Source organism: Streptomyces sp. NPDC001933 (genome assembly GCF_042890955.1).
Classification (GTDB): Bacteria; Actinomycetota; Actinomycetes; order Streptomycetales; family Streptomycetaceae; genus Streptomyces.
This window is the reverse complement of the sequence record NZ_JBIASS010000002.1, coordinates 30798-43255: the sequence shown is the minus strand read 5'-3', so window position 1 is coordinate 43255 and position 12458 is coordinate 30798. Positions and strand designations below refer to the sequence as shown.

Annotated in this window: 10 protein-coding genes and 1 pseudogene; 5 read left to right on the top strand and 6 right to left on the bottom strand. The window is 71.5% G+C overall.

Translation table 11 applies throughout. The features are described 5' to 3' along the window. Positions 1-39: 39 nt before the first annotated feature. Both ACFYY7_RS05120 and ACFYY7_RS05115 read right to left on the bottom strand, forming a co-directional pair. Positions 40-453 (bottom strand): annotated as a pseudogene (locus tag ACFYY7_RS05120) (acyl esterase); the annotation flags it as partial. Positions 454-459: 6 nt separating this feature from the next. Then, positions 460-1671, bottom strand: coding sequence for an Ig-like domain-containing protein (locus ACFYY7_RS05115; protein WP_388657233.1), 1212 nt, complete (start codon positions 1669-1671; stop codon positions 460-462). Positions 1672-1960: 289 nt separating this feature from the next. Between ACFYY7_RS05115 and murJ the strand changes: the two genes are divergently transcribed. Continuing rightward, positions 1961-3616: a murein biosynthesis integral membrane protein MurJ gene (murJ, locus tag ACFYY7_RS05110; RefSeq protein ID WP_388657230.1), complete on the top strand. Its 1656-nt coding sequence runs from the start codon at positions 1961-1963 to the stop codon at positions 3614-3616. 17 nt (positions 3617-3633) lie between these two features. Here murJ and ACFYY7_RS05105 read toward each other — a convergent pair whose 3' ends face one another. Continuing rightward, the gene (locus ACFYY7_RS05105; protein WP_388657229.1) at positions 3634-4377 is read right to left on the bottom strand and encodes a hypothetical protein; all 744 of its coding nucleotides are present in this window, start codon (positions 4375-4377) and stop codon (positions 3634-3636) included. A 104-nt stretch (positions 4378-4481) separates the two neighbouring features. Here ACFYY7_RS05105 and ggt point away from each other — a divergent pair, with 104 nt between their 5' ends. Next, complete coding sequence (gene ggt / locus ACFYY7_RS05100) at positions 4482-6290, top strand: gamma-glutamyltransferase (RefSeq protein WP_388657226.1); 1809 nt, start codon at positions 4482-4484, stop codon at positions 6288-6290. A 176-nt stretch (positions 6291-6466) separates the two neighbouring features. Beyond that, entirely contained in the window at positions 6467-7168 is a 702-nt protein-coding gene (locus tag ACFYY7_RS05095; RefSeq protein ID WP_388657223.1) for a glycoside hydrolase family 75 protein, read from the top strand. Positions 7169-7193: 25 nt separating this feature from the next. Here the strand turns inward: ACFYY7_RS05095 and map are convergent, their stop codons facing one another. Beyond that, positions 7194-7961 carry a type I methionyl aminopeptidase gene (gene map / locus ACFYY7_RS05090; protein ID WP_388657221.1) on the bottom strand — a complete coding sequence of 256 codons (768 nt, stop codon included), beginning with the start codon at positions 7959-7961 and terminating at the stop codon, positions 7194-7196. Positions 7962-8002: 41 nt separating this feature from the next. Here map and ACFYY7_RS05085 point away from each other — a divergent pair, with 41 nt between their 5' ends. Beyond that, positions 8003-8272: a helix-turn-helix domain-containing protein gene (locus tag ACFYY7_RS05085; RefSeq protein WP_388657220.1), complete on the top strand. Its 270-nt coding sequence runs from the start codon at positions 8003-8005 to the stop codon at positions 8270-8272. A gap of 135 nt (positions 8273-8407) precedes the next feature. Next, positions 8408-9793, top strand: coding sequence for a hypothetical protein (locus ACFYY7_RS05080; protein WP_388657218.1), 1386 nt, complete (start codon positions 8408-8410; stop codon positions 9791-9793). Positions 9794-9877: 84 nt separating this feature from the next. Here ACFYY7_RS05080 and ACFYY7_RS05075 read toward each other — a convergent pair whose 3' ends face one another. Beyond that, complete coding sequence (locus tag ACFYY7_RS05075) at positions 9878-10915, bottom strand: Rieske 2Fe-2S domain-containing protein (protein ID WP_388657215.1); 1038 nt, start codon at positions 10913-10915, stop codon at positions 9878-9880. A 125-nt stretch (positions 10916-11040) separates the two neighbouring features. Further along, positions 11041-12309 carry an aminotransferase gene (locus ACFYY7_RS05070; RefSeq protein WP_388657214.1) on the bottom strand — a complete coding sequence of 423 codons (1269 nt, stop codon included), beginning with the start codon at positions 12307-12309 and terminating at the stop codon, positions 11041-11043. Positions 12310-12458 lie beyond the last annotated feature (149 nt).

Here is a 12458-nt window from a genome sequence, read left to right as displayed (position 1 = left end):
GTTCCAGCAGAGCGGTGCCCACCCGGCAGCAGTCGGTGATCACTTCTCGCGCAACGGCACGGACACGTACGACGGGTCCGCCGGGGACGAGGAGAAGGTCAGCTGCGATCCGGTCGGGTCGTGCTCGATGCAAAGGGGGTCGACGGTGTCGATCACCAGGGTGAGACGGCGATCGGCCGGGACGTCGTAGGCGGCGGAGAACAGCTCCGGGCCCACGGGGAACGGCCGGCCCGGCGTCGGCCCGCGGAAGGTACAGGGGGCGTTGCTGGCCGGCTTGCCGAGTCCGAGCGGCCCTTCGTCGTGGAGATACGCGACGAAGGTGCCGCTCTCCTTGTTGCGCGTCGGTCCAGGTGTCGTCGGGCAGGCCGAGCAGCCCGGTGGCTTCCGCCATGGCGTGGTCGCCCGGCCGGAACTCCAGGCGCTTGGGGCCGCTGGGCTCGAGGCGTTCGGCGGGGAGCGCTACAGCGCGCTCTTCGCCTGCCAGTCCGCCCACGACACGTTCCACGCCCCGTACCCGTTGCCCTCCGCGACCGTGCCCTTGGCGTCCGCGCCGGTGATCTCGAACGGGTCGCCGACCCGCACCTGCCCGTACAGCGCGCCGGCGTCGGCGTCGCTCATCCCGACACAGCCCGAACTGCGGTTGGCCACCCCGAAGTAGCCCGCGTTCCACGGCGCCGCGTGGGCGTACATCCCCGACCAGGTCAGCCGCATCGACGAGTCGACCATCTTGTCGTAGGCGTCGCCGAGGCCGACCGTCTCGGAGCGCATGTTGATCGTGCCCTCCTTCGACATCAGCACGGCGGTCCCGCGCCAGGACGCCTTCTCGCCGCCGGGGGTGCCGGCCGACATGGGCACGTCCATGACGGTCTTCCCGTCCCGCTTCAGCGCCAGCCGGTGGTGGTCCAGGTCGACCTCGACCACCTGGTCGGCGCCGATCGTGAAGGTGGTCCGGTAGTCGCGTACGAACCAGCCGCCGGACGGGCCCGAGTCGATGCCGTTGAGATCGGCGTCGAGCGTGACCTTCGTACCGGACTTCCAGTACTCCTTGGGCCGCCAGTCGACGCGGTCCTTGCCGGAGTAGTCCTGCAGCCAGCCCCAGGATCCCTCGGTGTTGTTCGAGGTGGAGACCTTCAGCGCCTTCTCCACCGCCGCCCTGTCCTTCACCGGGTTGTCGAAGACCACCGACAGCGGCTGGGCGATGCCGACGGTGGTGTCCTTGCCCGGTGCCAGCGTCAGCTTGTTGACCTTGTCGGCGGCGGCGGTCGTGAAGCCGGCCCTGCCACTGCCACCCTCGGTGTTCTTCGCCACGACGTCGTACGTAGTGCCGGGGGCGGCCGCCCGGTCCGACGTCCACGTCCTGCCGTCGGCGGATATCCGGCCGGTGAGCGCCTCGCCCGCGTCCGCTCGCACCGTGACCGTCCTGAGCTTTCCGGTGTCGAGCGTCACCTTCACCGGCGTGCCCGGGGCCGCTTGGCCACCCTGCAGGTTCACCGAGATCCTGGCCTCAGGGGACGCTGCCGCGCGGCCCTTGTCCGACTCCGAGCCCGAGGCGGCGCCACCGGAGCAGGCGGTGAGCACGGCGCCGAGCGCCGCGGTGCCGACGACCAGGGCGAGCCGGACCGGGCGGCCGGGCGGAGCGGTGCGGCGTACGGGCCGACGTGCAGCGATCAACGGAAAAACCTCCAAGGCATTGCTTCTCGCTGAGGGAGAGGGGCACAACCGGTGCCGGGTTCCGTAAATCACCTGAAAACCGGAAATGCCCCGTGTGACATGCACCTCAGCGGTCCGTTTGTACGCGTCGTCCCCGGCTCCGCGGCGGATTGTCCGGGGCGTCCGGTGCGAAACCCGGCGCGGGGTACTCTCCACCCCTTGACCCCGACGACCATGAGTGGGAGACACCGGTGGGCAGAACGGCGAACAACACCTTGTACGGGGCGTTCCGGGCGCACCGGGCCCGCCGGTGACCGCCGCCGAAGCGACCACCACGACGGCCGCGGACCACAGACCCCGCTCAGTGCTGCACAACGGCGCCGTCATGGCGGCCGGCTCCGTCGTCTCCCGGGCGACCGGCTTCATACGCTCGGCGGTCGTCGTCGCCGCACTCGGCACCGGGCTCCAGGCCGACGGCTACAACGTCGCCAACACCGTGCCCAACATCCTCTACACCCTGCTCATCGGCGGCGCGCTCAACGCCGTCTTCGTCCCCGAACTGGTGCGCGCGGCGAAGAACCACGCCGACGGCGGAGCCGCGTACACCGACCGGCTGCTCACCGTCTGCACCCTCGGCCTGATCGCCCTCACCGGTCTTACGGTCCTCGCCGCCCCGTGGATCGTCTCGGTCTACGCCCCCGGCTACCACGGCCGACAGGCGGAACTGACCGTCGCCCTGGCCCGATACTGCCTGCCGCAGATCCTCTTCTACGGACTGTTCACCCTTCTCGGGCAAGTGCTGAACGCCCGGGGCCGGTTCGGCGCGATGATGTGGACCCCGGTCCTCAACAACGTGGTGATCATCGGTGTGTTCGGGCTCCATCTGAGCATCGCGGCGGGCTCCGACGGCGCGCTGACCTCGGATCAGGCCCGGCTGCTCGGCTGGGGCACGACGGCCGGGATCGTCATCCAGACGCTCGCCCTGGTGCCCGCGCTGCGCGCCGCGGAATTCCGCTGGCGGCCCAGGTTCGACTGGCGGGGCAGCGGCCTCACCCGGCCGCTGCGCGCGGCCGGCTGGCTGGTCACACTCGTGCTGACCAACCAGATCGCCTACTGGGTGGTGACCCGGCTCTCCACCACCGTCGGCCAGCGCGCCGACGACATGGAGCTGGCGGGCGGCGTCGGCTACACCGCGTACAGCTACGCCTTTCAGCTGTGGGTGGTCCCGCACGGCATTGTGACCGTCTCGCTCGTCACCGCGCTGATGCCCCGGATGAGCCGGGCGGCGGCCGACGGCGACCTGCCAGGCCTGCGGCGCGACGTCTCGTACGCCCTGCGCACCTCGGCGGCGGTCGTGGTGCCCGCGGTGGCCCTGCTGTTCGCGCTGGCGCCGTGGGTGATGGGAGCGGTGTACGGATACGGGCTCACGGACGACGCGGACATCGACGCGATGGCGGGCATGCTGATGGCGTTCGCGCCCGGACTCATCGCCTACTCGGGGCAGTACGTGCTCTCCCGGGCGTTCTACGCGATGGGCGACACCCGCACACCGTTCTTCCTCAACCTGGTGATCGCGGCGCTCAACGCCGGGCTCGCGGCCGCAGCGTATCTGCTGCTGCCGGTCCGCTGGGCCGTCACGGGGATGGCAGGCGCCTACTCCGTCGCGCTGTTCGCCGGCTTCGCCGCCACCGCGTACGTGCTGCACCGCAGGGTCGGCGGCGGCGCGGCCGCACCGCTGCGCTCGCCCGCGCTGTGGGCGCAGTTCCGGCTGGTGGTGGCGGCTGTGCCCGCCGGTCTGCTCGGTTTCTTCGCCGCGCGGGCCTGCGCGGGGTACGGGGACTTCGTGGCGGTGGGCGTGGGCACCCTCGTGCTGCTGCTCACGGTGGCGCTGCTGGCGCGGCCGCTCCGGCTGCGGGAGGTCAGTGCTGTGCTGGCGGCGGGGCAGCGGCGGTTGCGGCGGGCCTGAGCGCGGCGGCGGGGAGCTCAGCCGGTTGCTCGGTGCGAGTTGCGGGGGGCCGGTACGGGGGTCTGTGCGGCGCGGGTCACGTCGGCGACGATTTCCACCACATCGGGGCCGTACGCCTGAGAGTTGACCACCTTCAGTAGCAGGCAGAAGGTGTTGTTGCCGTGTTTGCGGGCCAGCTTCTCGTAGTTTCGGGCCAGATAGCGGGAGGCCGCCTGGTTGGTGATCGCCTGCTGTCCGCAGAACAGGAAGACCGGCCGGGCCTCCTGACCTGCCGTCAATCGGGCGAGAATCACGTACTCGGCGACGCCTTTCTCGACCCGGTAGCGCTCGGAACCGATCTGGAAGGCGTTGCGGTCGGGGCCGGGTTCGGGGTCGGTGTTCACCTTCACCCCGGGCAGCAGGGAGTGGAGGTGGGCGGCCATCCGGCGGTTGGAGACCGGCCCGCCGACACAGAACTCGGTGCGCTCGCCTATGCCCTGCTGGGCGATGTCGTGGGACAGGATCTGCGCGTGTGCCGAGCAGTCCTTGATCAGCGCGGAGAGTTCGAGCAGGGCGAAGACGTCGTGGCGGTGGACCGAGCCGTCGCCGCTCGCGTCGCGGTTGACGACGAGCAGGCACTCGGAGTTGCCCGGCAGGCCGAAGAAGGCCTGCTTGCGGCGGAGTTTGCGGCGCCAGAGATAGGTGCGGGCGACCCAGCCCAGGGAGGCGCTGATGCCGGCGGCTATCACGCCCAGCAGGATATTGCGTACGTCGTCAGTCATGGGCGGGCATGTTAGCGGGCATTCGGTCCCGGCTTCACGGCGGACCTGACGGGGCGGGCGGCGCGGCGTTACCCTGCGCGGACGATCCAGTACTGGAGGTGCGCATGCGACGTTCCGTTGCGCGGAATGTGTCGTTGTCGGCTGTTCTCGCCGCTGTCGTCACCATAGGGGCGGCGGCCCCGTCCTCGTCCGCGCCACCGTCGGCCCCACCGCCCAAGTCGCCCGTCGCGGTGGGCTACGGAGGGGCCGTCGCCAGTGTCGACGCGGACGCGTCGGCCGCCGGTATCGAAGTGCTCCGCAAGGGCGGCAACGCGGTGGACGCCGCGGTGGCGACCGCGGCGGCGCTCGGTGTGACCGAGCCCTACTCGGCGGGGCTCGGCGGGGGTGGCTACTTCGTCTACTACGACGCCAGGAGAGGCACCGTGGAGACGATCGACGGTCGGGAGACCGCGCCGCGCAGCGCGGACTCCTCGCTGTTCCTGGAGAACGGCAAACCGCTCGCCTTCGACCAGGCCGTCACCAGCGGACTGGCCGTCGGCACCCCGGGCACCCCGGCCACCTGGGACACAGCGCTCGACGCCTGGGGCACCAAGTCGCTGCGGCAGGTGCTGAAGCCGGCCGAGCGGCTCGCCCAGGACGGCTTCGTCGTCGACAGCACTTTCCGCTCGCAGACCGAAGGCAACCAGGCCAGGTTCGCCGACTTCCCGGCGACCCGGGAGCTCTTCCTGCCCGGCGGTCAACTGCCGGTGGTCGGCTCCGTGTTCAAGAACCCCGACCTGGCACGCACTTACGAAGAGGTGGGGCGCAAGGGCGTCGGCGAGCTGTACCGGGGCGAGCTGGCCGACGACATCGTGCGGACGGTCCGCAACCCGCCCGTCGACCCGGCGGCCACCCGGGTGGTGCGGCCCGGCGACCTCACCGCGAAGGATCTGCGGTCCTACCGGGCGCTGCGGCAGGCGCCGACGAAGACCGGTTACCGCGGCCTCGACGTGTACGGCATGGCACCCTCCTCGTCCGGCGGCACCAGCGTCGGTGAGGCGCTCAACATCCTTGAGTCCACCGACCTTTCGAAGGCGAGCGAGGCACGGTATCTGCACCGCTACATCGAGGCGAGCCGGATAGCCTTCGCGGACCGCGGGCGCTGGGTGGGCGACCCGGCGTTCGAGGACGTTCCGACGCGGCAGCTGCTCGACCAGCGTTTCGCCGACGCGCGGGAGTGCCTGATCAAGGACGACGCGGTGCTGACCAGCCCGCTCGCGCCGGGCGACCCGCATCACCCGGCCGACTGCGAGGCCGGGGGAACGGCCGCGCCGACGACGTACGAGGGGGAGAACACCACCCACCTGACCGCGGCCGACAAGTGGGGCAATGTCGTCGCGTACACCCTGACGATCGAGCAGACCGGCGGCAGCGGGATCACCGTGCCGGGGCGTGGCTTCCTGCTCAACAACGAGCTGACGGACTTCTCGTTCGCGCCCGCCAACCCCGCCGTCCATGACCCGAATCTGCCCGGTCCGGGCAAGCGCCCGCGCTCGTCCATCTCGCCGACGATCGTGCTGAAGCACGGTGAGCCGGTGCTGGCGCTGGGGTCGCCAGGTGGTGCCACGATCATCACGACCGTGCTCCAGTCGCTCATCGGCACGGTCGACCGTGGGCTCCCGCTGGTCGACGCCATCGCGGCGCCGCGCGCCAGCCAGCGCAACTCGGCGACGACGGAACTCGAACCGGGGCTGTGGAACAGCCCGGTCCGGGCGGAACTGGAGTCGCTGGGGCACGCCTTCAAGCTCAATCCGGAGATCGGGGCGGCGACAGGTGTGCAGCGGCTGCCGGACGGGCGGTGGCTGGCGGCCGCGGAGAAGGTGCGCCGGGGCGGTGGCTCGGCGATGGTCGTGCGGCCGAGCGGACGCCCGTGACGGTTGACGGCCTTCGGACGCAATAGGTGACGAGACGTCAATAGTGGTCTGTGCGGGGCTGGTTCCTGGTGAGCATTCACTGGGAACCAGCCCCGCGGTCTTGACGGAGGTGCCTGCCCGGGGCCATGTTGTGCGCGTCGGTAAGGAAAGTTTCCTAATGGAAGGGCACCCCCACTGTGCGTACCCGAACGCTCGCCCTCGCCGCCGCCTCCGGTGCCGCCCTGCTCGCGACCGTCACCCTGACCCCGGCCGCCCACGCCGGTTCGGCCCCGGCCGGAGCGGACCTCGAGGAGGGCTCGGTCAGCGCGGCAGACCTGCTGGCCAAGGTCACCTCGTGTTCGCAGATCTCCAACGGCAAGTACCGTACGGACGAGGAGACTTCGGCGACCATTCCGGTCTGCGGCAAGAACGGAGCCGTGTTCTGGAAGGCCGACATGGACATCGACTGCGACGGCGAGATCACCGCCGCCTGCAACGAGGACACCGACCCCTGGTTCCAGAACGGGACGGCGTTCGAGACCTCCGCCGGAAAACCCCTGAACGCCGAGAAGCTGCCGTACGTCGTCGTCCCGAGCGTCAGCAGCATCTGGAACTACGGCGATGCGGGGATCAAGGGCGGTGGCGTCGTCGCCGTCATCTACAACAACAAGGTCGAGTACGCGGTCGTCGGCGACACCGGCCCCAACAAGATCATCGGCGAGGCGTCGTACGCCACCGCCAAGGCCCTCGGTATCGATCCGGATCCGGAGACCGGCGGTGCGGAGTCCGGCGTCACGTACATCCTGTTCAAGAACTCAAAGGTGTCTCCGATCGAGAGCCACAGTGCCGCCGTCACCGCCGGCGACGCCCTCGCCAAGCAGTTCATCCAGAACAACTAGGGCCTTTCCGGCGGGTCGGGGGCGGTCACAGCGCGGTCAGGATGCGCGGGCCGTCGTCGGTGATCGCCACCGTGTGCTCGGCATGCGCGGCACGGCTGCCGTCGGACGTGCGCAGCGTCCAGCCGTCCCGGTCCGGGTGGAAGACGTCGTTGCCGCCGCCGATCAGCATGGGCTCGATCGCCAGCACCATCCCGTGCCGCAACGGCATGCCGCGACCCGGTCGTCCCTCGTTGGGGACGGCCGGGTCCTCGTGCATCGACCGGCCGATGCCATGGCCCCCGAACCCCTCCGGAATGCCGTATCCCGCGCCGCGGCAGACCGTGCCGATCGCATGCGCGATGTCGCCGATCCGATTGCCGACGACCGCCGCGGCGATGCCTGCCTCCAGCGCCTCGAAGGCCGTCTCGACGAGCCGGGTGTCGGCGGGCCGGGCGCGCCCGACGACGAAGCTGATCGCCGAGTCGCCGGCCCAGCCGCCCAGCGTCGCGCCCGCGTCGATGCTCACCAGATCGCCGTCGCGCAGCCGCTGGTCGGTCGGGATGCCGTGCACGATCGCATCGTTGACCGAAGCGCAGATAACGGCGGGGAAGGGGGTGGGCGCGAAATGCGGCCGGTAGTTCAGGAACGGTGACCCGGCGCCGGCGTCACGCAGCACGCCGCGGGCCACCTCGTCCAGTTCGCGCAGCGAGACGCCGACCGCCGCCGCTTCCCGTACGGCGGTCAGCAACTGGGCCACGACCCGGCCGGTCTCGCGCATCGCTTCGATGGACGTGTCTGTCTTGAGCTTCACCATGCCAATTACTATACCGGTCACAGTGGTATTAGAATGACGGCATGGTACGAACGCCCCTGACCCCGGAAGAGCGCCACCGCGGCGAGCGCCTCGGCGTGCTGCTGCGTGAGGCACGCGGCGGGCGCAGCATGGTCGAGATCGCGGCGAGCGCCGGAATCTCCGCCGAGACGCTGCGCAAGATCGAGACGGGCCGCGCCCCCACCCCCGCCTTCTTCACGGTCGCCGCACTGGCCGGGGCGCTCGGACTCTCGATGGACGAGATCCTCGCCCGCTGTGCTCCGGAGCCGGACGTGGTGCCGCTGGCGGGGTAGCGGCGGCCCTGACGGCGCGCGTAGCCGTGCTTCGACCGCAGCGCGGTCGAAAAGCGCGCGTAGCGGTGCCGTAACACGGCTGATGTCGAATGCCTGCGAACCGGAAGGCTCCGGCCGGCGTCGGCGAGGGCAGAGATGACAGTACGTCAAGATGGTGGGGAAGTAAGCGAGTTCGCTCGCTACTTACGGGAACTCGTAACACTGCTGGATCCCGGGAGCGGTTGGTACGGAACCTTCTGCCGCAGCGATCCTGCCGGGATGCGCGTCTGTCTCGACGGGGCGGAGATTCCGCCCTGGGACGTGATGGAGTCGCTCCTCCAGGATTTGGCGGTCCTGCGTGGCACGGCGTTCGCCCGGCGCGAGTCGGTACGGGCCGCCGCCCTGTACTCCTCCTCGGTGGCCGCCCACGACCGCCGGCCGGGCGGGCGGCGGGCGCTCGTCGAGCGGCTGGAGCTGATGCGGCGGGAGCAGGCGCACGCGGCCCGGCGCCTCCGCGACGCCGGTGCGGGCGGTGCGGGCGGTGCGGTGATCCCGGACGCGGACGCGGAGGCGGTCGCTCGGGCCAGGGACGACCACGAACGTGCCACGGCCCGCTGCTCGGAGCTGCGCCTACGGCTGGCCGCGGTGGCGACGGCGGTGCCGGCGGTGCCGGAGGTGTCAGCGGCGCCAGGTATGCCGGAGGTGTCAGTGGTGCCCGAGGCGACCGAAGCGGTGGAGCGGGCCGGGGAGGGTGGGCCGCCGCCGCGCGGCCCGAATGCCCCGCCTTCCGGCCCTCGGCAGACCGCCCCCGGGCGCCGGAAGCCGCGTGGTGCCCGGTTCGCGGGGCTCGACATGGATGACACCGACGACACGCCCGTCCAGCCCGCTCCCGCCCCGCCCCTCCCGCCCGCCACCGCCGCCGCGCCGCGCGGAGCCCGCTTCGCCGCCGTGCCGGCCCGGGGCGACACGTCCTCCGGGGCCACTACCCGTGCCGTACCTCCGGATCCGGAGGCCCGCCGGGCCGCCGCACGGGCCGTCGAGCGACTGGTCCGGCTACGGGCCGCGGGCCGCAGCGGTGAGGCGCACGCCGTGCTCTGCGAAGCGGCCCGCTGGCCCGCCGAGCGGCTGCCGGTACTCGCCGACGAACTGCACCGCACCGGCCTCGACGCGGACTGGGCAACCCTGTTGTGGGAGGTCTCCTCACTGCCGCCCGCCCAACTGGCCTCGGCCGCCGCGGCGTTGCATGCCGCGGGGCGCCCCGGCGACTGCGGCCGGCTGCTGCGCCAGGGGGTGGCGAGGCCGCCCGGGGAGATCGCCGACGCGGCGGTGGCCCTGGAGCGAGCGGGCCGGGGGGTGCAGGCGGAAGCGTTGCTCGACGCCTTCGTCCGCGTACGGACTCCGCAGGACGTGGCGAGGGTCGCGGTGGGCGATCCGCACCGACTCGTACCGCGACTGCTGGCAGTGGCCCGAGCGGTCTCGCCCGCCAGGGAACGGGATGTCGTCCATGCCCTGCGGGTGGCGGGCATCGTGGGGGCGCCCTGAGTGGGTGCGCCCTGAGCAGGTGTCCCGTGAGCGGGTGCCCCGTGAGCGGGTGTCCCGTGATGCCCGGCGGGCGCGCGGGCCCGGCTACTCGGGTGCCGGTGGGTAGAACCGCCGGGCCCAGCGACGGAACGGGCCGATCGGGCCGTCGCCGGGGGCGAGGCGCGGTGGCTGCTGGTACTGCTTGTGGTTCCAGATCGGGAAGTCCGCGGCGGTGAACTCGCAACTGGACCGGAAGACGGCACGGTCCAGGACCCTGGCCGCGGTCCGGCTCACCGCACGGGCGAGCGGGGCCGGGAGCCGGGACGGCTCGGCGAACGCGATGCGGTTGCGCTGCCGGAACTGCATCCGGTTGGGCGCGATGGCCGTGGGCAGCACCATCGTGCACATCCGCAGGCCCAGCCGGGGAGTGTGGACATCGGCGTGCAGGCAGCCGAGTCCGTACCCGTCCACTTCCACGTCGACGACGAAGTCGCCCAGGAGCGGCGCCGACTCGTGGGCCCGCATGGACACGTGGAACGAGGCGTCGTCGTAGACCACGGGCCCGCCGATCTCAGCTTTGTTCCAGCCGTGCAGGGTGGCGAAATGTCCGAGGTCCACCGAGTTCTCGATGACTTCCTGGACATTGCCGGCCAGCTCCCAGGCGGCGCTGCGGGCGGGCCGGTGACCGATCTCGTGCCAGGCGGGGATGGTCCAGTCCGGAGCCCGGCCGTCGTGATGCCGCCAGACGAACACCGCGCCGTTGACCTCCAGGACCGGCAGCTGCGACAACGGCGACTTCGGCGGCTTCGTGTCGTAGCCGGTGCGCACGCATGTGCCGTCCGGGCCGAACGCGAAGAAGTGGAAGGGGCAGACGAGATCGTCCCCGTCGACCCTGGCCAGTCCCAGATGGGCGCCCAGGTGCGGGCAGTACGGACGGATGGCGCGGACCGCCCCCGTACCGAGCCGGTACAGCACCACGTCCTGGCCCGCCAGGGGCCGGGTGAGCACCGTGCCCGGCCGCAGCTCCTCGGAGAACGCCAGCGCGGACCAGCCGCTCGGACAGGGCAGGGCGGGCGCGCCCGCGGCGTCGGCCGGTGTCGGCCCTTCGCTGATGGCGCGCCCGTACTCGCGTGACAGTCCCACTGCTTACCCTCCCGGAATCGGTCCCTGGAGACTGCCCAGGCCGTTCCAAGATCCTCAACAAATGCCTCACATCACCCGAACGGGAAGGAATTCGGCGGGAGTTGACGCAAGGTGGGTCAAAGACCCTAGCGGGCCCGCTGCTCGTAACCCACGAGCCTGACGCAGACGGCGAGCCCCGCGATCGCCTGCTCCAGCTCCGCGAGCCCCGGGTAGCTGGGCGCGATCCGGATGACGGCGTCGCGCGGGTCGTCGCCGTACGGGTGGGTGGCGCCGGCCGGGGTCAGCACGATGCCCGCCTCGGCGGCGCGGCGCACGACCTCCTTGGCGCAGCCGTCCGGCACCTCCAGGGTGACGAAGTACCCGCCCTTGGGCGAGGTCCAGGTCGCGAGCCCGGTCCCGCCGAGCTCGGCGTCCAGGATCCTGGCCACCACCTCGAACTTGGGCTGGAGCAGGGCGCGCTGGCGCTCCATGTGGCCCCGCACCCCGTCGGCGTCCCGCAGGAACATGACGTGCCGCAGCTGGTTCACCTTGTCCGGGCCGATCGAACGCTTGGCGTTGTTGCCGAGCAGCCACTGGAGGTTCGCGGGCGAGGAGCCGAAGAACGCGACGCCCGCGCCCGCCGCGGTGATCTTCGACGTGGAGCCGAACACGAACGCCCGGTCCGGGTTCCCGGCCTCGGCGCAGGCGCCGAGCAGATCGGCGATCTCGACGGGCTCGTCGGTGAGGTGGTGGGCGGCGTAGGCGTTGTCCCAGAAGATCCGGAAGTCGGGAGCGGCGGTGTCCATGGCGGCGAGCCGGGCCACGGTCGCGTCGCTGTAGCAGGCGCCGTCCGGGTTGCTGTACTTCGGCACGCACCAGATGCCCTTGATCGCCGGGTCCTCGGCGACGAGCCGCTCCACGGTCTCCATGTCCGGGCCGTCAGGGGTCATCGGCACCGGGATCATGTCGATCCCGAACCGCTCGCAGAGAGCGAAGTGCCGGTCGTAGCCGGGCACCGGACACAGGAACGCGATCCGCTCCTGGTCCACCCAGCGCGACCCGGCGCCCGGCACCACGCTCAGCAGGGCGTGCACCAGGCAGTCGTGCATCAGCTCAAGGCTGGAGTTCCCGGCCGCGAGGAGCTGGCCGGCCGGCACCTGGAGCACCCCGGCGAAGATCTCCCGGAGCTCGGGCAGGCCCTGGAGCCCGCCGTAGTTGCGTACGTCCACGCCGTCGGCGGAGGTGTGCCGCCCACCCGGCAGGCTCAGCAGGTCCTCGGAGAGGTCGAGCTGCTCGGGAGCCGGCTTGCCCCGGGTGAGGTCGAGCGAGAGTCCGAGTCCCGCCAGGTCCTGGTAGTCCTGACGGGCCCGGTCGAGGAGCCCGGACAGGGCGTCGGGGCTCAGCTCGGTGGTCATGGTGTTTCCTCTCGCAGGTGCCGCTCTGATGGGGGGCGCCTGCCGAGAATACAAACCGGCGCGGAGCGCCGATGCGCCGGAGTCCTCGCCCGCCGCCGGCCGCCGCGCCGTCCGACCGGCTGAACGTGTGGACCGCACGGGTGTGAAAC